Source organism: Streptomyces sp. TAA486 (assembly GCF_000426165.1).
On sequence record NZ_AUEV01000006.1, the window covers coordinates 274,517 to 293,771 of the forward strand.

Consider the following 19,255-nt stretch of genomic DNA (forward strand, 5'->3'; position numbering starts at 1 on the left):
CACCCGCACCATGACCCGCGTGATCGCAGGAGCCGTCGGCGGCCGCCGGCTGACCGTGCCGCCGGGCCAGGGCACCCGCCCCACGTCCGACCGTGCGCGCGAGGGCATGTTCTCCAGCTGGGAGGCCCAGTTGGGCGGCTCGGGCGCCGGTGCATGGCACGGAAGGCGCGTGCTCGACCTGTACGGCGGTTCCGGCGCGGTCGGCCTGGAGGCGCTCTCACGCGGCGCCGCTCACGTGCTGCTCGTCGAGTCGGACGCCCGCGCGGCCCGCACGATCCGGCAGAACGTACGCGCGCTGGGCCTGCCCGGCGCCGAGGTGCGCCATGCCAAGGCCGCAGCGGCACTCGCCGGAGCGCCGCCCGACGACCGGTACGACGTGGTCTTCCTCGACCCCCCGTACGCCGTGACCGACGAGAGCGTGCGCGAGATTCTGCTCACACTCCGCTCCGGGCTCTGGCTGGCAGACGACGCGCTCGTCACCGTGGAGCGCAGTACGCGTGGCGGCCAATTCCGCTGGCCCGGGGGCTTCGAGGGCCTCCGGTCCAGGCGTTACGGCGAAGGAACGCTCTGGTACGGTCGCGCCGCCGCAAGCGGAGACACCCCCACACCATGAACTCCGCGGACAGCCCACAGACCCCCCTTCGTCCGGAGAGCGAGGAACCACCAGTGCGTCGCGCAGTCTGTCCGGGATCCTTCGACCCCATCACCAACGGACACCTCGACATCATCGGCCGCGCCTCCAAGCTCTACGACTCGGTCTACGTGGCCGTGATGATCAACAAGTCCAAGCAGGGCCTGTTCTCCGTCGACGAGCGCATCGATCTCATCCACGAGGTGACCGAAGGCTTCGGCAATGTGCGCGTGGAGGCCTTCCACGGACTGCTCGTCGACTTCTGCAAGGACCGCGACATCCCCGCCATCGTCAAGGGACTCCGCGCGGTTTCGGACTTCGACTACGAGCTGCAGATGGCCCAGATGAACAACGGCCTGTCCGGCGTCGAGACGCTCTTCGTGCCGACCAACCCCACCTACAGCTTCCTCTCCTCCAGCCTGGTCAAGGAGGTCGCCACCTGGGGCGGCGACGTCTCCAACCTGGTGCCCGAGCCGGTCCAGCGCGCCCTGGCGGAGCGTCTCGCCAAGCCCTGAGCGCGTCGGAGAGGGCCGAGTACCGGCATCGGCTGTCTACTTCAGTGCCAGTGGCCGTACAGTCGCTTCCGTGGACGTTCAGCAGAAACTCGACGAGATCGTGACGGCGGTGGACAGCGCTCGCGCGATGCCCATGTCGGCCTCCTGCGTGGTGAACCGGGCCGAACTGCTCGCCATGCTCGAAGAAGTGCGCCAGGCGCTGCCCGGCTCGCTCGCACAGGCCGAGCAACTGCTCGGCGGCCGCGAGCAGATGGTCGCCGAAGCCCAGGCCGAGGCCCAGCGGATCATCGAATCCGGGCACGCCGAGCGCGGCTCACTGGTCTCCGGCACCGAGGTGGTCCGCCAGGCGCAGGCCGAGGCGGAACAGGTCCTCGCCCAGGCCCGGCAGGAGGCCGCGGAGATCCGTGCCGAGGCGGACGACTACGTCGACAGCAAACTCGCCAACTTCGAGGTCGTGCTGAGCAAGACCATCGGCTCCGTCGAGCGCGGCCGCGAGAAGCTGCTCGGCAGCGGACCGGGTTCGGAGGAGTGGAACGAGGAGTACGCCGAGGACGCCCCGGAACGCACCACCGACCCCCAGGAGTTGAGGGAGCGGGCGGACAACTACGTGGACGCCAGGCTCGGTTCGGTCTCGGCGGTCCTGTCCAAGACGCTGCAGGCGGTCGGCAGGGGCCGCACCAAGCTGCTGGGTCACCGCCCGGCGGACGAACTCGGTGCCCACATGGCCGCACAGGACGCCGCCGGGCAGGGCGTGCACACCAGCGACGCCGACTACATGGCCGATCTGGCCGCGCTCGGCGAGAACCAGCCCGCGGCCGCACCCACCGCCCCGCCGCAGGTCCCCACCGCGCCTCTGCCGCCCGGCTACGAGCCCGTCGCCGCCGCCGATCCGTACGCGGCGCAGCAGCACGAGGCGTACTACGGGGGTCAGGACGCATACGGCTACCAGCAGCAGCAATACGCCTACTACGGGCAGCAGCCGGATCCGTACTACGCGCAGCAGTCCCCGCTCCAGCAGAACCAGAACCAGCCCTATCCCGGCCACCCGCAGGCCCACCAGGACATGCACGGCGGGCAGCCCCAGCTCGACGAGACCAGCCTCTTCGACACGAGCATGATCGACCTGGACCAGGTCCGCGAGTACGAGGCCCGTCACGGCCACGGCCACGGCTACGGCCAGGGTGGCTGATACCTGCCGGGACTCGATTGGGCCGCGGCGGGACGGTCCAGTATCCTGGCTCTTCGGTCACGCGCACATGGCGATGACTGCTGTCCGGAGTCAACGCCCGGGCGGTGCCACACCGTAGAAAGCAGGAAGCCCTGAACGCCCGCCTCGACCCCCGAGCCCCCCTCGTGTTCGACACACGGGAGCTGGGGCGTCGGCCAGGCGCGATGAAGCAGCTGTCCCGCACGGTGAAGTCTCCCGGCGGCCTCGGAGTAGAGGTCATCGGGGTGCCGGACGACGTGGCGATCGAGCTCGATCTCCGTCTGGAGTCGGTCATGGAGGGGGTGCTCGTCACGGGCACCGCCCGTGCACCGCTCAAGGGGGAGTGCGTAAGGTGTCTGGAGCCGCTTGAGCAGGAATGCGAAGCGGATTTCCAGGAGTTGTTCTCCTACCCCGACGCCGACGACCGGAGCCGCCCCAGCGCGGACGCCGGCGACGACGCCGAGGAGGAGGAGACCTTCTCCATCGAGGGCGACTATTTCGACCTCGAGCCCGTGCTGCGGGACGCGGTGGTGCTCTCACTGCCGTTGCAGCCGGTGTGCAGGGAAGACTGCCCCGGGCTGTGCGCCACGTGCGGCACACGTCTGGCGGACGACCCGGAGCACGATCACGAAGACGCCGTCGACATCCGTTGGGCGGCATTGCAGGGACTCGCCGAAACCATTAAGGACGGCGAGAAGGACGCGCCCCGCCAAGCCGGGGATGACTCACAGGAGAAGTAGCCGTGGCTGTTCCGAAGCGGAAGATGTCGCGCAGCAACACGCGCCACCGCCGGTCGCAGTGGAAGGCTGCGGTCCCCACCCTGGTGAAGTGCGAGCGCTGCCAGGAGCCCAAGCAGCAGCACATCGCGTGCCCGAACTGCGGCACCTACAACAAGCGACAGGTCCTCGAGGTCTGATCGGCTGGTGACAGGCTCCATGTCAGACGCTCCGACCCATGGAAGCGCTGACCGCCGCGGCGGAACCCACCGGGCGGCAGCGGCGGATCTGGTGGATGAGGCCTCGTCCCACGCGATTCTGGAAGGGCGGCTCGAGTACCAGCTCGAGCCCGCCCTTCTGGTGCGTGCGCTGACCCACCGCTCGTACGCGTACGAGAACGGCGGACTGCCGACCAACGAGCGCCTCGAATTCCTCGGCGACTCCGTCCTCGGCCTGGTCGTCACCGACACTCTCTACCGGTTGCACCCCGACCTCCCGGAGGGCCAGCTCGCGAAGCTGCGCGCCGCCGTGGTCAACTCCCGCGCCCTGGCCAAGGTGGCCCGGGGGCTGGACCTGGGCGCCTTCATCCGGCTCGGCCGGGGCGAGGAGGGCACGGGCGGCCGCGACAAGGCCTCGATCCTGGCCGACACCCTGGAGGCCGTGATAGGCGCGGTCTACCTGGACAAGGGCCTGGACGCGGCCGGTGAGCTGATCCACCGGCTCTTCGACCCGCTGATCGAGCAGTCCTCGAACCTCGGCGCCGGCCTGGACTGGAAGACCAGCCTCCAGGAGCTCACCGCGGCCGAGGGCCTGGGCGTTCCGGAATACCTGGTCACGGAGACCGGCCCCGATCACGAGAAGATCTTCACGGCTGCCGCCCGCGTCGGTGGTGTCGCGTACGGCACCGGCACCGGCCGCAGCAAGAAGGAAGCGGAACAGCAGGCGGCGGAGACGGCCTGGCGGGCGATCCGCGAGGCCACGGGGGGCGACGGCTCGTCGTCCTCCGGCTCCAAGGCCCCGTCCCAGGGCGTCTGAGGGAGCCGGGCCGCTCTCGGCCCGGCTCGCGGGCTCCACGGCTCCGGCCGCCCCCCCGCGAGGTCCCTGTTCCATGTGAGGAGAAGCGTGCCCGAGCTGCCCGAGGTCGAAGTGGTGCGCCGCGGTCTGGAGCGCTGGGCGAGCGGCCGGACGATCACGGGCGCCGAGGTGCTCCATCCCCGCGCCGTACGGCGGCACGTGGCCGGCGCCGAGGACTTCGCGGCCAGGCTGCGCGGCCACCGCTTCGGGCCCGCGCGGCGCCGCGGCAAGTATCTGTGGCTGCCCCTCGACCCGGGTGTCTGCGTGCTGGCCCACCTCGGCATGAGCGGGCAGCTCCTCATCCAGCCCGCCGACGCACCGGACGAGAAGCACCTGCGCATCCGCATCACCTTCGAGGACCCCGAGGCGGGCGAGCTGCGCTTCGTCGACCAGCGGACCTTCGGCGGCCTGTCCCTGCATCCGGAGTCCGTCGTCCCGGACTCCGGAGCGCTGCCCGACGTGATCGCGCACATCGCACGTGACCCGCTCGACCCGCTCTTCGACGAGCATGCCTTCCACATGGCGCTGCGCCGCCGCCGTACGACGATCAAACGGGCCCTGCTCGACCAGTCGCTGATCAGCGGGGTGGGCAACATCTACGCCGACGAGGCGCTGTGGCGGGCCAGGCTCCACTACGAACGGCCGACCGCGTCGCTGACCCGTCCCCGCACCTCGGAGCTCCTGGGGCACGTCCGCGACGTCATGAACGCGGCGCTCGCCGCCGGCGGTACGAGCTTCGACAGCCTCTACGTCAACGTCAACGGGGAGTCCGGCTACTTCGAGCGCTCGCTGGACGCCTACGGGCGCGAGGACGAACCCTGCCGGCGCTGCGGCACCTCCATACGCCGCCGCCCCTGGATGAACCGCTCCAGCTACTACTGCCCCAGATGCCAGCCCCCGCCGCGCCCGCGACGCACGGTCTCCGTGCCACCGCCGGGCCGGATCGTGCCTCGGTAACCGGACACGTACTGTCACCGCCTCCGGAAGCGGTCCGGCTCGTCCGGGTACGGGTGGAGGCATGAACGCAGACGACAGAAACCTCCTCGCCCGGGGACGCGTGGCGACCAGGCTTCCGGCCCAGGACCTCGACCGTGCGCGGCGTTTCTACTCCGAGCGGCTCGGTCTGGAGCCCGCCGACGAACGGCCCGGCGGGCTGTTGTACCGGCTCGGAGGCGCGGAGTTCGTTCTGTTCCGCTCGACGGGAGCCGCTCCGGGCACCTTCACCCAGATGGCGCTCGAGGTCGACGACATCGAGGCGGCCGTGGCCGAACTCAAGGGGCGCGGCGTGGTGTTCGAGGAGGTCGACGCCCCTGGATTCCGGACGAGGGACGGCATCGCCGAGATCGACGGGAACTACCCGAGCAAGGGCGCGCGGGGCGAGCGCGGCGCATGGTTCCGAGACAGCGAGGGGAACCTGCTGGGCATCGGCCAGCCGGTCTTCTGAACAGCGTCCCGGGGCTCGGCTGCGTATGCAGGCGCCCCGATCGGCGAGGACTCCGACCCGCAAGGATTCCGGCAGGCAAAGGCAGAGCCCCGACACGGCCCATGGGCCATATCGGGGCTCTGACCTGCGTTGTTCTCAGTACCCGAAGTCCTGCGTCCACCAGGGGCCGTCTTCGTCCACGTACTCGCCGACGCCCATCGTGCGGTATTCGCAGTTGAGGATGTTCGCCCGGTGGGAGGGGCTGCGCATCCAGTCGTCCACCACGTCCTCGGGGCTCTCCTGACCGCGGGCGATGTTCTCGCCGCCGAGGTCCAGGATGCCGAGGTCCTCGGCGCGGTCCCAGGGGCTCGAGCCGTCGGCGCCGAGGTGGCTGAAGAAGCCCTCGATAGCCATGCTCCGGCTGAAGTCCCCGGCCAGTTCCCCGAGTTTCTCGTCGGCCTTGAGCGGCTTGCAGCCCTCGTCCTCGCGCTCGTCGTTGACCAGCGCCAGAACGGCGGCCTCGTCCTTCTCGGTCGGACTCAGGGTGTCCGACGAACCGCCGGAGTCGCTGGAACCCCCGCCGTTGCCGTTGCCCTTGCCTCCGCCGTTCCCCTTGGAGCCGCCGTTGCCGTTGCTCTGGCCGTTCCCGGGCGAACCGCCGTCGCCGCTGCCGGCACCGCCGCCCGTCTCGCCCCCGCCCTGGCCGTTGCCGGCTCCGGGCTCGCCCGGCTGGTTCTGACCCGGGTCCTGGTTTCCGCCGCCGGGCTGGGAGGTGTCCGGAGGTACGTTGCCGCCCTCCGCGCCGCCGTCGCCGCCCGGGTCCGTCGAACCGCCTTCGGGCGCGGGCACGTTGGGCTTCGACGACTGGTCGGGAGGACCGCCCGCCTGCACATCGCTGTACTGCGTACCAGCGGCGCCTCCCGGGCTGGGAAGCACTGTGGAGGCGACGGCCACCGCACCCATTGCCATCGCCGCTGACGCTCCCAGAATCCCGGCCCGTGCCGAGAACCCGCCCCGCTGCGCAACCGGGGGGGCCGGCCTACGGTGCGAGGAGCGCTGCCGAGGTCCCATGTCGTATGTGACGAGGGGCTCGGGAGCGTGGGATACACGTCTGTGACGGCCCATCTCAGTAAGTCCTCACGTGTTCGGCTTTCGAAGCCTCATCTGATCGGGTGAAGCTCGTTGGGCGGGACTTTACGGCATGACAGACGGGGCGCATGTGCCGACCGAGGAAATGTCCGGATAGCTTGCAGCCATGACTTCGGGTAATACGAAGCCGGATGACAACTATGACCCGTCAGTAGCCAAGGTCCGCATGACGGCTTGGGTACGCGGCCGGGTCCAAGGGGTCGGCTTCCGGTGGTTCACGCGTGCGGCCGCTCTTCGCATCGGAGGTCTCGAGGGCTTCGTGGCCAACCTCGGCGACGGGCGTGTCCAGGCCGTCGCCGAGGGAGGGCGGCCCGAGTGCGAGCAGCTTCTGGAGTGGCTGCGTTCCGGCGACACGCCCGGGCAGGTCGACGGCGTCACGGAGATCTGGGACCGGCCGCGCGGCGGCTACTCCGGCTTCGCCATTCGATGATCCAAAGCGGTTGCCATTCGCGCCTGACCATGCAAGGCTTCCGCAACGAGTGGTTGAGAGTGATCTTCACGCCCCCCGCGGGCCGCCGCCTCCGGCGCATGAGCGCCGTCGAGCCAGGGCCGCCCAGGGCCGCGGGGCGTGATCGTGTTGACCGTCAAACCTTTTGGTGAGAAGCTTGAAGTCCCCCGCAACCGGACTGCTTGCTCCGGAAAAATAAGTTCAGAAGTGGTACAGCGGGCGCGATTTTTTCCCTCACGACCAACCACCACTCGGGTTGGTCACTCAGTGTGGAGGACCATCCATCATGGCAAAGGCGCTTCTCGGTTACGTCGGCGGCTCCGACCCCCGAGTCCTCGCCGAGATGCGACGGCTGCAGCAGCGTGTCCAGGACCTGGAATCCGAACTCGTACGGATGCAGGCCGAGAACGACGCTCTGTCGGCTGCCGCACGGCATCAGGACTCGATGCTCGAAGGCATCGACATCGACGTACACCAGGCAGAGCCTGCGCTGACCTGACTCGACCGCTCCGGGCCAGGCCGGCGTGCAGCCTGCCGCTCATGAAATCACGCGAGGGACGCTTCGGCGTCCCTTCGTTGTTTCCGGGTGGCTCTGCCTCCACCACATCGTGTGCCGTGGGCTGTTGGGCGCTGCGCTTACCGACTGATGTGCCCCACGCCTCACATGGTGAAACCGAAAGCAACGGCGGGACTTCGTCGCCCTCCGTGCCGGTCCCGGACAGGTACGGGCGCCAAGTGGACTAGAGTCCGACGGCGTGCACCTCAAGAGCCTGACACTGCGGGGATTCAAGTCCTTCGCCTCCGCCACGACGCTGCGTTTCGAGCCCGGCATCACCTGCGTCGTAGGTCCCAACGGCTCCGGCAAGTCCAATGTCGTGGACGCCCTGTCGTGGGTGATGGGGGAGCAGGGCGCCAAGTCGTTGCGCGGCGGCAAGATGGAGGACGTCATCTTCGCCGGTACGACCGGGCGGCCCCCGCTCGGCCGCGCCGAGGTGTCCCTCACCATCAACAACGCCGACGGCGCGCTGCCCATCGACTACGCCGAGGTCACCATCACGCGGATCATGTTCCGCAACGGTGGCAGCGAGTACCAGATCAACGGGGACACCTGCCGGCTGCTGGACATCCAGGAGCTGTTGTCCGACTCCGGCATCGGCCGGGAGATGCACGTCATCGTGGGCCAGGGCCAGCTCGACGGCGTCCTGCACGCCGACCCCACCGGCCGGCGGGCCTTCATCGAGGAGGCGGCGGGAGTCCTCAAGCACCGCAAGCGCAAGGAGAAGGCGCTGCGGAAGCTGGACGCGATGCAGGCGAACCTCGCCCGTGTGCAGGACCTGACCGACGAGCTGCGGCGCCAGCTCAAGCCGCTCGGCCGGCAGGCCGCGGTCGCCCGCAAGGCGCAGGTCATCCAGGCCGATCTGCGTGACGCCAGGCTGCGGCTGCTCGCGGACGACCTCGTGACCCTCAAGGAAGCACTCAGATCCGAGATCGCCGACGAGGCCGCACTCAAGGAGCGCAAGGACGCTGTCGAGGCGCGGCTGAAGGACGCACTGCGCCGCGAGGCCGAGCTGGAGCAGCAGGTACGGATGCTGACGCCGCGTCTGGAGCGTGCCCAGCAGACCTGGTACGAGCTCTCACAGCTCGCCGAGCGGGTGCGCGGCACCATTGGCCTCGCCGACCAGCGCGTCCAGCACGCCGAGGCCGAGCCCGTCGAGGAGCGGCGTGGCCGGGACCCGGAGGACATGGAGCGGGAAGCGACCCGCATCCGTGAGCAGGAAGCGGAACTGGAGGCCGCGCTGGAGGCGGCCGAACGGGCGCTGGACGACACCGTCTCGCACCGGGCCGAGCTGGAGCGGCAGCTCCACGAGGAGGAGCGCCGCCTCAAGGACGCGGCCCGCGCCATCGCCGACCGTCGCGAGGGCCTCGCGAGGCTGCACGGTCAGGTCAACGCGGCCCGCAGCCGGGCCTCCTCGGCGCAGTCCGAGATCGACCGGCTGACGACCGCACGGGACGAGGCGCAGGAGCGCGCCGCCGCCGCGCAGGAGGAGTACGAGAGCCTCCAGGCCGAGGTCGACGGGCTCGACGCCGGCGACACCGAGCTGGCCGACCAGCACGAGGCCGCCAAGCGTGAACTCGCGGATGCGGAAGCGGCGCTCTCCGCGGCCCGCGACGCCGTCACGACCGTCGAACGGGAACGTGCCGCCACCTCCGCCCGGCACGACGCCCTCGCGCTCGGACTGCGCCGCAAGGACGGCACCGGTGCTCTGCTGTCCGCCACGGACGCGCTGAGCGGGCTCCTGGGTCCTGCGGCCGAACTGCTCAGCGTCACACCCGGGTTCGAGGTGCCCATCGCCGCGGCCCTGGGAGCCGCGGCCGACGCGGTTGCCGTCGCCGACACCTCCACCGCCGCCGACGCGCTGCGGCTGCTGCGCAAGCACGACGCGGGCCGGGCGGCGCTGCTGCTGGGCTCAGCGTCCGCCTCCGCCGCCGGTGCGGTGCCGGAGCCCGCCGTGCAGCGCGAGGGCGGACCGACCCCTGCCGCGCAGCTGGTACGGGCTCCCGCCGAGCTGATGCCGGCAGTGCACAGGCTGCTGCGGGACATGGTGGTCGTACGGACGCTGGAGGACGCTGAGCAGACGGTTGCCGAGCAGCCCGGCACGGTTGCCGTGACGGCCGAAGGCGACGTCCTCGGCGCCCACTTCGCCCACGGCGGCTCCGCCGGTGCCCCCAGCCTTCTCGAGGCCCAGGCCGCCGTCGACGAGGCCGCGGCGGCGCTGGAGGAGATGGCGTCCCGGCACAGCGAGCTGAGCGAGGAGCAGGAGCGTGCCAAGGCACGGCGCCGGGAGTGTGCGGCACTCGTCGAAGAGCTGGGATCGCGGCGCAGTGCTGCCGACAGGGAGAAGTCGCAGATCGCCGGACGGCTCGGGACGCTGGGCGGTCAGGCACGCGGCGCGGCCGGAGAGGCGGAGCGCACCGCCACGGCCGTCGCGAAGGCCGAGGCCGCGCTCGTACGGGCCAACGAGGAGGCCGAGGAGCTTGCGGAGCGGCTGGCCGTCGCCGAGGAGGCGGAGCAGGGCGAGGACGTGGAGCCCGACACCTCCCTGCGGGACCGGCTCTCCGCGGACGGCGCCAACGCCCGGCAGACCGAGATGGAGGCGCGGCTCCAGGTCCGCACGCACGAGGAGCGCGTCAAGTCCCTGGCGGGGCGGGCGGATTCACTCGACCGTGCGGCGCGCGCGGAGCGTGAGGCCCGGGTCCGTGCCGAGCAGCGCCGGGCACGGATGCGGCACGAGGCCGAAGTCGCCGGGGCGGTGGCCTCCGGGGCCCGGCAGCTGCTGGCACACGTCGAGGCGTCCCTGAGCCGGGCGGCGGAGGAGCGTGAGTCGGCCGGCCAGGCCAAGAGCGAGCGTGAGCGCGCGCTGGCGACGGAGCGCAACGCGGGCCGTGAACTCAAGGACGAGCTGGACAAGCTGACCGACTCGATGCACCGCGGCGAGGTGCTGGGCGCCGAGAAGCGGATGCGGGTGGAACAGCTCGAGACCAAGGCGCTGGAGGAGCTCGGCGTCGAACCCGCCGGGCTGACCAGTGACTACGGCCCGGATCAGCTCGTACCGCCGTCGCCGCCCGCGGAGGGCGAGGTGCTCCCCGAGGACCCGGAGCACCCCCGCAACAAGCCGGTGCCCTTCGTGCGGGCGGAGCAGGAGAAGCGGCTGAAAGTCGCGGAACGCGCCTACCAGAAGCTGGGGAAGATCAACCCCCTGGCGCTGGAGGAGTACGCGGCGCTGGAGGAGCGGCACCAGTTCCTGAGCGAGCAGCTCGAGGACCTGAAGAAGACGCGTACGGACCTGCTTCAGGTGGTGAAGGAGGTCGACGAGCGCGTCGAACAGGTCTTCACCGAGGCGTACTACGACACGGCCCGGGAGTTCGAGGGCGTCTTCTCGAGGCTCTTCCCCGGCGGCGAGGGCCGCCTGGTGCTGACCGACCCGGACAACATGCTCACCACCGGCGTCGACGTCGAGGCACGGCCGCCCGGCAAGAAGGTCAAGCGGCTGTCGCTGCTCTCGGGCGGCGAGCGGTCGCTGACGGCCGTGGCGCTGCTGGTTTCGATCTTCAAGGCGAGGCCCAGCCCCTTCTACGTCATGGACGAGGTGGAGGCTGCGCTGGACGACACCAACCTCCAGCGGCTGATCGGCCTCATCGAGGAGCTCAAGGGCAGCTCGCAGCTCATCGTCATCACGCACCAGAAGCGCACGATGGAGGTCGCCGACGCGCTCTACGGCGTTTCCATGCAGGGCGACGGCGTGACCAAGGTCATCAGTCAGCGGCTGAGTTGAGCCTCGGTCAGGCTCGTCCGGTGCCACAACGCGTTCCTGTGCACCCTCTCTTCACATCTTGAACATCGACGTGAATGGCGTACCGTCGATTCGATCAGACTGGACCTATTGACTTCGAAACTTAAAGTCATAGTCTCTGCAACGTCACTTTTACCTTCAAGTGGTGGCGCGTGCAGTCTGCGTGCCGGCCCCGGAGGCGACAACGTCCCGAACCCGGCCCCACGCCGGGCACGCAGGAGAGATCTTGACGAGCACCCCACAGTCGGCGCCACCGGCGGCAGGCGGCCAGACCGCCCCGCTCGGACGTGTCGTCTTCATCGCAGCAGCTGCCGCCATGGGCGGTTTCCTCTTCGGCTACGACAGCTCCGTGATCAACGGGGCCGTCGAGGCGGTACGCGGCAGATTCGAAGCCGGCTCCGCCATGCTTGCCCAGGTCATCGCCGCAGCGCTCATCGGCAGCGCGATAGGCGCGGCGCTCGCCGGACGCATCGCGGACCGCATAGGCCGGATCAGGGTCATGCAGATCGCCGCTGTGATCTTCACCGTCAGTGCCATCGGGTCGGCGCTGCCCTTCGCGCTCTGGGACCTCGCGCTGTGGCGTGTGCTCGGCGGGGTCGCCATCGGCATGGCCTCCGTGATCGGTCCCGCCTACATCGCCGAGGTCTCCCCGCCGGAGTACCGCGGACGTCTCGCGTCCTTCCAGCAGGCCGCGATCGTCACCGGCATCGCCGTCTCCCAGCTGGTCAACTTCGCGATCCTCACGCTCGCGGACGGTGACCAGCGAGGGAAGCTGGCGGGTCTGGAGGCGTGGCAGTGGATGCTCGGCATCATGGTGATCCCGTCGGTGGCCTACTTCCTGCTCTCCTTCGTCATCCCCGAGTCGCCGCGCTACCTGATCTCCATCGGGCGGCAGACCCGGGCACGCGAGGTGCTCAGCAGCGTCGAGGGCGAGCACGACCGCATCGACGCGCGCCTCGCCGAGATCGAGCACGGCATGCGCAGCGAGCACAAGTCGACGTTCAAGGACCTGCTCGGCGGCCGGTTCGGCTTCCTGCCGATCGTCTGGGTGGGCATCGGGCTGTCGGTCTTCCAGTAACTCGTCGGCATCAACGTGGTCTTCTACTACTCGTCGACGCTGTGGCAGTCCGTCGGGATCAACCCCGAGAGCTCGTTCTTCTACTCCTTCACGACCTCGATCGTGAACATCGTCGGCACCGTCATCGCGATGCTGCTGGTCGACAAGATCGGCCGGAAGCCCCTCGGCTTCATCGGCTCGGTCGGCATGACGGTCTCGCTGGCGCTCGTGGCCTGGGCCTTCTCGGCCGTGCGCGGCTCTGGTGAGAACGTCTCGCTGCCTGACACCCAGGGCACCGTCGCACTCGTCGGTGCGCACACCTTCACGCTCTTCTTCGCGCTCTCCTGGGGCGTCGTCGTGTGGGTGCTGCTCGGGGAGATCTTCCCGAACAAGATCCGTGCCGCCGGTCTCGGCGTCGCCGCGGCGGCCCAGTGGATCGCCAACTGGGTCATCACCGCGAGCTTCCCCAGCCTGTCGGAGTGGAACCTGTCCGGCACGTACGTGATCTACACGGTCTTCGCCCTGCTCTCGATCCCGTTCCTGCTCAAGTGGGTGCCGGAGCCGAAGGGCAAGGCGTTGGAGGAGATGGGCTAACCGAACCCCGCCGCCCGCTCTCCTCTGCACTGCCGCCGCCCCGGTCCGACACCGGGGCGGCGGCGTGCGCGATGCCGTGCAGGTGCACTGTTGACGGTGGCGGATACTGGACGGGCTATGGAAATCGTCATCCTTGTTGCAGTCATCGCCGTGGTCGCGCTGGTCGCGATCAGCGGGCTCGTCGTCAGCGGCCGGAAGAAGAAGGCCGCCACCGCCGAGAAGCCCGCCGAGTCGCAGGCCACAGCCACCGCACCCGCCGAGCCGCACGTCGGCGACGAGGCCACGGGCACCGCCGAAGCGCCGCGCAGAACGATCGAGGAGGTCGGCCTGCCGGCCGAGGCCGAGGCGCCCGTCGCCCCGGCACCCGCCGAGCCCGCGATCGAGACACCGGAGCCGACGGCCGGACGCCTCGTGCGGCTGCGCTCCCGGCTCTCCCGTTCGCAGAACTCCATCGGCAAGGGGCTCCTCACGCTGCTCTCACGGGAGCATCTCGACGATGCGACCTGGGAGGAGATCGAGGACACGCTGCTGACGGCCGACGTCGGAGTCGCGCCCACGCAGGAACTGGTCGAGCGTCTCCGCGAGCGTGTGCGGATTCTCGGCACCCGCACCCCCGAGGAGCTGCGCGGCCTGCTCCGCGACGAACTCCTCACGCTGGTGGGCCCCGATCTGGACCGCACCGTCCACACCGAGACGCGCGGAGCGGTCGACCGGCCGGGTGTCGTGCTGGTCGTCGGCGTGAACGGCACCGGTAAGACGACCACCACCGGGAAGCTCGCGCGCGTACTCGTGGCCGACGGCAAGTCCGTGGTGCTCGGCGCGGCCGACACCTTCCGCGCCGCCGCCGCCGACCAGCTCGAGACGTGGGGGAAGCGGGTCGGTGCGCGCACCGTGCGCGGCCCGGAGGCCGGCGACCCGGCGTCCGTCGCCTTCGACGCGGTCAAGGAGGGCACCGAGGCCGGCGCGGAGGCGGTGCTCATCGACACGGCGGGCCGGCTCCACACCAAGACCGGACTGATGGACGAGCTGGGCAAGGTCAAGCGCGTCGTGGAGAAGCAGGGCCCCGTCGACGAGGTGCTGCTCGTGCTCGACGCCACCACGGGCCAGAACGGGCTCGTGCAGGCCAGGGTCTTCGCCGAGGTCGTGGACATCACGGGCATCGTGCTCACCAAGCTGGACGGCACCGCCAAGGGCGGCATCGTCATCGCGGTCCAGCGCGAACTGGGCGTGCCCGTCAAGCTGATCGGGCTCGGCGAGGGCGCGGACGACCTGGCGCCCTTCGAACCGGAGGCCTTCGTCGACGCGTTGATCGGCGGGGAGTGAACCGGCCCCGCTAGCGATGCCGAGGGCCCGCACAGCGGAGCGCCCCGCCCCACGGTGCAGATGGGGCGGGGCGCGCTCGTGCCGCCTGCGCGAGAACTGCGGTCAGACCGCCGAGCGGTTGCAGACGTAGGCGAGAGTGCCCAGCAGCAGCCGGGCCTGAGGCGGACGGCCCGCCTCCTCCAGTGCCGGCCGGCGCAGCCAGCGCACGGGGCCGAGGCCGCCGAGGTCGGAGGGCGGTGCCGTCACGTACTCGCCCTCGCCGAGACCGCGCAGGTCGAGCGGGGCGTCGTCCCACCCCATCCGGTAGAGCAGTTCGGGCAGTTCGGCGGCGGCGCCGGGAGCGACGAAGAACCACATGCGCCTGTGCGGCGCGAGTGCCACGGGGCCCAGCGGCAGGCCCATCCGCTCCAGCCGTACGAGCGCGTGGCGGCCGGCGGACTCACCGACCTCGATCACGTCGAAGTGCCGGCCCGTCGGCAGCAGCAGCGCGGCGCCCGGACACTGCGCCCACGCCTCGCCGGCCTCGTCGAGGGTCGCCCCCGCGGGCACCTCCAGTGACGCGTCGAGCGGATGCGCCCCGGGAGCCGGGCAGACGGCGGCACCGCATGAACACTCGGTGCGCCCCCCGGCGGCACGTGCCGCGCGGGCACCGGGGACCACGGACCATCCCAGCAGACCCGTGTACTCCGCCACGGTCGTGGCCGCGCACGCGCGGTGGCGCCGCCGCCCACCGGGGCGCAGTTGATGAAAGTCGCGGATGCCGCCCAGACCGCCGATGGCGCCGATCGTGAAGCCCATGCTCCCTCCAACGGGTCCTGCCTGCCGATGGTTACGAGCCCTCTGCGCACAGTGACGGGTCACTGCGCACCGCTCCGCCCCTTATCGGCCGGGTCATGTGTCAAGTGAATCGTGTGTGGCAGCGGAGGGGTTCATTCGAAGGGGTGGCGAATGGTGGCGATTGTGCAAACGGCCTCGCCCCGTGGGTGATCGGGAGGTTACTTTCAGTACACACGGACGGCGTAGCTTCGCCTCGTGGGTATGCCGGAGGCATGGTGTCGTGGGGGCGGTGAGGGGCCTGATGGGGGCATTACCTGTTGGTGAGGGCGACAAGCTCCCCAACAAGCAGCTGAGTTCGTGGTTCCAGCGCAGTGGCTGGTCGAAGGGCGAGCTCGCGCGCCAGGTCAACCGACGGGCCCGGCAGCTGGGTGCGCACCACATCAGCACCGACACCTCGCGCGTACGCCGCTGGCTGGACGGCGAGCAGCCGCGCGAGCCGATCCCCCGCATCCTCTCCGAGCTGTTCTCCGAGCGCTTCGGCTGCGTCGTGGCGGTCGAGGACCTCGGGCTGCGCCCCACTCGTCAGTCCCCGGCGGCCTCCGGCGTGGATCTGCCGTGGGCCGGGCCGCAGACCGTCTCGATGATCAACGAGTTCACGCGCAGCGATCTGATGCTGGGCCGGCGCGGGTTCCTCGGGACGTCACTGTCGGTCGCCGCAGGCCCTTCGCTGATCGAGCCGATGCAGCGCTGGCTGGTACCGAGCCCGGCGATGCCGGTCGCGGGTGCCGACGGCGCCGTCCCCGCTGCCAGGGCCTCCCCGCACGGCAGCGGGGCGGCGTCGTCGGCATCCGGAAGCGGTGGCGGTGAGGTCCTGCCTTTGACCCTGAAGGGCGACGGGGCGCGGCGTGCCGAGAAGCTGTCGATGCCGGAGATAGAGCTTCTGGAGCACACCACCGTCATGTTCCGGCAGTGGGACGCGCAGTGCGGGGGCGGCCTCCGGCGCAAGGCCGTCGTCGGCCAGCTGCACGAGGTCACGGACCTGTTGCAGGAGAAGCACACGGAGCCGGTCGGCCGACGCCTCTTCCGGGTGACGGCCGAACTCGCCGCGCTGGCGGGGTGGATGAGCTACGACGTAGGCCTCCAGCCCACCGCGCAGAAGTACTTTGTCCTCGCGCTGCACGCCGCGAAGGAGGCGGGCGACCGGCCACTGGGCTCGTACGTGCTGAGCAAGATGGGCCGGCAGATGATCCATCTGGGGCGCCCCGACGACGCGTTGGAGCTCATCCACCTCGCGCAGTACGGCAGCCGGGAAGGGGCGACAGCCCGCACACAGGCGATGCTGCACGCGATGGAGGCCCGTGCGTACGCGAACATGGGCCAGCCGGGGAAGTGCCGTCGGGCGGTGCGCATGGCCGAGGACACCTTCGAGGACGCGGAGGCCGCTGACGGCGACCCGGACTGGATCCGCTTCTTCTCGGAGGCCGAGCTGAACGCGGAGACCGCGCACTCCTACCGCGACCTGGCCTACTCGTCGGGACGCAGCCCGACCTACGCGTCGATGGCGCGGCCTGCGATGGAGCGGGCCGTGGAGCTGTTCAGGCGCGAGGCGGAGGAGACGGAGGGCGGCGGCCACCGCCGTTCGTACGCGCTGAACCTCCTGGGCATGGCGAGCGTGCATCTGCTGCAGAAGGAGCCGGAGCACTGCGCCTTCCGCGCCGGCGAGGCGATCGACGTGGCCCGGAGGCTGCGTTCCGAGCGCGTGAACAACCGACTGCGCCGGACCGCGGCATGGGCTGCGCGTGACTTCGGGGGGGTGGCGGAGGTCGTGCGGCTCGGTCAGCGGCTGGCCGAGGAGCTGCCCGACACCGAGGCGGGCGCAGTGGCGGGATGACCCGGCGGGCGTCCGCTGCCTGAAGCGCGGCCCCGCACGGCACCGGGCACCACATCCGGCAGCGGATCCGGACCGACCCGGATCCGCGCCGGTCCGCGGAATCGCGGATCGGTGAACTTGTGGAACCTGCGGGCGAGTTGATCCGTCCGACCCATGACAGCCGGCCGCGACAGCACCCGGGCACCAGACAGGGCTCCCCCCGACGCCATGTCGTACAGGGTGCGTCGCGGCCGGTTTTGCCTCTTCGGAGCGCCGAGCACCTCGTCGTACGGCCCGTGGGCAGTTCATCGGCACGTAACACCGCGGCGCGCATCGTCACCACGGCGAAACAACCGGCGGCATCAGCGGAAACGGAACGCGGCGAACGTGGCTGTAACACCCCCCGGCCTTCCCGCCCCTCCCGTCCGTTCCGCGCGGGCCGGTACTTCGAGGAGACGTCCATTGAACGGCGCCGATACCGCATTCGTACTGATCAGCGCGTTTCTCGTCATGCTGATGACGCCCGGCCTCGCCTTCTTCTACGGAGGCATGGTCCGCGTCAAGAGCGCGCTCAACATGCTGATGATGTCCTTCGTCTCGCTGGGGATCATCACCGTCCTGTGGGTGCTCTACGGGTACTCCCTGACCTTCGGACCCGACACCGGTGGCTTCATCGGCAACTTCGACTTCGCCGGATTCAAGGGCATCACCGACGGATCGCTGACCGAGAAGGGCGGCATCCCGGTCTTCGCCTTCGCGCTCTTCCAGATGATGTTCGCGATCCTCACCCCGGCGCTGATGAGCGGGGCCCTCGCCGACCGCGTGAAGTTCGGCGCATGGGCCGCCTTCATCGCGCTGTGGGCGACCCTCGTCTACTTCCCCGTCGCCCACTGGGTGTGGGCCGAGGGCGGCTGGCTCTTCGACCTCGGGGTCATCGACTTCGCGGGCGGCACGGCCGTCCACATCAACGCCGGCATCGGTGCGCTGGCGGCCGTACTGGTCGTCGGCAAGCGCAGGGGCTTCAAGAAGGACCCGATGCGTCCGCACAGCCTGCCTCTGGTGGTGCTCGGAGCGGCTCTGCTGTGGTTCGGCTGGTTCGGCTTCAACGCGGGCTCGGCTCTCGCCGCCGACGGCACGTCCGCTCTGATGGCCATGAACACGCAGCTCGCCACGGGAGCGGCCGTACTGGGCTGGCTCGTCTACGAGCGCATCCGGCACGGCGCGTTCACCACCCTCGGTGCCGCCTCGGGTGCCATCGCGGGCCTCGTCGCGATCACGCCGTCCGGTGCGAACGTCAACGCCGTCGGAGCGCTGGCCATCGGTCTGGTCGCCGGTCTCGTCTGCTCCTGGGCCGTCAGCCTCAAGTTCAAGCTGGGCTTCGACGACTCGCTGGACGTCGTGGGCGTGCACCTCGTGGGCGGCGTCATCGGCACGCTCATGGTCGGCTTCCTGGCCACCGGCGGCGACGCCGGCCTCGCCCAGTTCGGCAAGCAGGCCACAGGCGCCTTCTCGGTGATGGGCTACTCGTTCGTGGTCTCCTGGATCATCGCCAAGCTGATCCACGTCACCGTGGGCATGCGCGCGAGCGAGGAAGAGGAGACGAGCGGCCTGGACCGCGCCTTCCACGCCGAGACCGCGTACGACTTCAGCGCCGTCGGCGGCTCCACCTCCGGCGCCTCCGCGTCGCCGGCACGTCCCGCCGCGGCGCCCGGCTCGGGGCAGCAGCAGGACGAGGCGAACACGGCCGGCCGGATCTCCGAGAAGAAGGTTGACGCATGAAGCTCATCACCGCGGTCATCAAGCCGCACCAGCTGGAGGACGTGAAGGAGGCGCTGCGCGCCTTCGGCGTGCAGGGCCTGACGGTCACCGAGTCCAGCGGCTACGGACGCCAGCGCGGCCACACCGAGGTCTACCGGGGCGCGGAGTACACCGTCGACCTCGTGCCGAAGGTACGGATCGAGGTGCTGGCCGAGGACGGGGACGCCGAGGAACTGCTGGAGGTCGTGGTCAAGTCCGCCCGCACCGGGAAGATCGGCGACGGCAAGGTCTGGACGGTCCCCGTCGAGACCGCCGTGCGGGTCCGCACCGGCGAGCGCGGACCCGACGCCCTGTAGTGACG

17 protein-coding genes and 1 pseudogene are annotated in these 19,255 nt (G+C 70.3%); 16 read left to right on the plus strand and 2 right to left on the minus strand.

Annotation, left to right across the window (positions count from 1 at the left end; all coding sequences use genetic code 11):
* Positions 1 to 10: 10 nt before the first annotated feature.
* The 8 genes from rsmD to I004_RS0110115 all read left to right on the plus strand — a co-directional run bounded on the left by rsmD (position 11) and on the right by I004_RS0110115 (position 5,587).
* Entirely contained in the window at positions 11 to 613 is a 603-nt protein-coding gene (rsmD, locus tag I004_RS0110080; protein WP_028435380.1) for a 16S rRNA (guanine(966)-N(2))-methyltransferase RsmD, read from the plus strand.
* A gap of 53 nt (positions 614 to 666) precedes the next feature.
* The gene (coaD, locus tag I004_RS0110085) at positions 667 to 1,146 is read left to right on the plus strand and encodes a pantetheine-phosphate adenylyltransferase (protein ID WP_028435381.1); all 480 of its coding nucleotides are present in this window, start codon (positions 667 to 669) and stop codon (positions 1,144 to 1,146) included.
* Between the two features lie 70 nt (positions 1,147 to 1,216).
* Positions 1,217 to 2,335, plus strand: coding sequence for a hypothetical protein (locus tag I004_RS0110090; RefSeq protein ID WP_028435382.1), 1,119 nt, complete (start codon positions 1,217 to 1,219; stop codon positions 2,333 to 2,335).
* Between the two features lie 203 nt (positions 2,336 to 2,538).
* Positions 2,539 to 3,093: a DUF177 domain-containing protein gene (locus I004_RS0110095; RefSeq protein ID WP_051344897.1), complete on the plus strand. Its 555-nt coding sequence runs from the start codon at positions 2,539 to 2,541 to the stop codon at positions 3,091 to 3,093.
* Between the two features lie 2 nt (positions 3,094 to 3,095).
* Positions 3,096 to 3,269 (plus strand): 50S ribosomal protein L32, encoded by a 174-nt coding sequence (gene rpmF, locus I004_RS0110100; protein WP_028433405.1) that lies wholly within the window; start codon positions 3,096 to 3,098, stop codon positions 3,267 to 3,269.
* A gap of 19 nt (positions 3,270 to 3,288) precedes the next feature.
* On the plus strand, positions 3,289 to 4,104 hold the full coding sequence (gene rnc, locus I004_RS0110105) for a ribonuclease III (RefSeq protein WP_028435384.1): 816 nt from the start codon (positions 3,289 to 3,291) through the stop codon (positions 4,102 to 4,104).
* A gap of 87 nt (positions 4,105 to 4,191) precedes the next feature.
* Entirely contained in the window at positions 4,192 to 5,100 is a 909-nt protein-coding gene (gene mutM, locus I004_RS0110110) for a bifunctional DNA-formamidopyrimidine glycosylase/DNA-(apurinic or apyrimidinic site) lyase (RefSeq protein WP_028435385.1), read from the plus strand.
* Between the two features lie 61 nt (positions 5,101 to 5,161).
* A complete protein-coding gene (locus tag I004_RS0110115) occupies positions 5,162 to 5,587 on the plus strand; it encodes a VOC family protein (RefSeq protein ID WP_028435386.1) in 426 nt (141 codons plus the stop codon).
* Positions 5,588 to 5,722: 135 nt separating this feature from the next.
* Here I004_RS0110115 and I004_RS0110120 read toward each other — a convergent pair whose 3' ends face one another.
* The gene (locus I004_RS0110120) at positions 5,723 to 6,535 is read right to left on the minus strand and encodes a CAP domain-containing protein (protein WP_037975641.1); all 813 of its coding nucleotides are present in this window, start codon (positions 6,533 to 6,535) and stop codon (positions 5,723 to 5,725) included.
* A gap of 286 nt (positions 6,536 to 6,821) precedes the next feature.
* Between I004_RS0110120 and I004_RS0110125 the strand changes: the two genes are divergently transcribed.
* From I004_RS0110125 to ftsY, 5 genes and pseudogenes are all read left to right on the plus strand, one after another.
* On the plus strand, positions 6,822 to 7,145 hold the full coding sequence (locus I004_RS0110125; RefSeq protein WP_051344899.1) for an acylphosphatase: 324 nt from the start codon (positions 6,822 to 6,824) through the stop codon (positions 7,143 to 7,145).
* A gap of 304 nt (positions 7,146 to 7,449) precedes the next feature.
* On the plus strand, positions 7,450 to 7,662 hold the full coding sequence (locus tag I004_RS0110130; protein ID WP_028435389.1) for a hypothetical protein: 213 nt from the start codon (positions 7,450 to 7,452) through the stop codon (positions 7,660 to 7,662).
* A 256-nt stretch (positions 7,663 to 7,918) separates the two neighbouring features.
* Positions 7,919 to 11,497 (plus strand): chromosome segregation protein SMC, encoded by a 3,579-nt coding sequence (gene smc, locus I004_RS0110135; RefSeq protein ID WP_028435390.1) that lies wholly within the window; start codon positions 7,919 to 7,921, stop codon positions 11,495 to 11,497.
* 244 nt (positions 11,498 to 11,741) lie between these two features.
* Positions 11,742 to 13,166 (plus strand): annotated as a pseudogene (locus I004_RS33235) (sugar porter family MFS transporter).
* A 117-nt stretch (positions 13,167 to 13,283) separates the two neighbouring features.
* On the plus strand, positions 13,284 to 14,489 hold the full coding sequence (gene ftsY, locus I004_RS0110145; protein WP_028435391.1) for a signal recognition particle-docking protein FtsY: 1,206 nt from the start codon (positions 13,284 to 13,286) through the stop codon (positions 14,487 to 14,489).
* Positions 14,490 to 14,591: 102 nt separating this feature from the next.
* Here ftsY and I004_RS0110150 read toward each other — a convergent pair whose 3' ends face one another.
* Positions 14,592 to 15,287: a bifunctional DNA primase/polymerase gene (locus tag I004_RS0110150; protein WP_028435392.1), complete on the minus strand. Its 696-nt coding sequence runs from the start codon at positions 15,285 to 15,287 to the stop codon at positions 14,592 to 14,594.
* A 280-nt stretch (positions 15,288 to 15,567) separates the two neighbouring features.
* On the opposite strand from I004_RS0110150, the gene I004_RS0110155 reads away from it, so the two are divergent.
* From I004_RS0110155 to I004_RS0110165, 3 genes are all read left to right on the plus strand, one after another.
* A complete protein-coding gene (locus I004_RS0110155; RefSeq protein ID WP_028435393.1) occupies positions 15,568 to 17,157 on the plus strand; it encodes an NsdA family TPR-like regulatory protein in 1,590 nt (529 codons plus the stop codon).
* 441 nt (positions 17,158 to 17,598) lie between these two features.
* Positions 17,599 to 18,915 (plus strand): ammonium transporter, encoded by a 1,317-nt coding sequence (locus tag I004_RS0110160; RefSeq protein WP_028435394.1) that lies wholly within the window; start codon positions 17,599 to 17,601, stop codon positions 18,913 to 18,915.
* Positions 18,912 to 19,250, plus strand: a complete 339-nt coding sequence (locus I004_RS0110165) for a P-II family nitrogen regulator (protein WP_028435395.1) — start codon at positions 18,912 to 18,914, stop codon at positions 19,248 to 19,250. Before I004_RS0110160 ends, I004_RS0110165 begins: the two co-directional genes overlap by 4 nt.
* Positions 19,251 to 19,255: the final 5 nt, after the last annotated feature.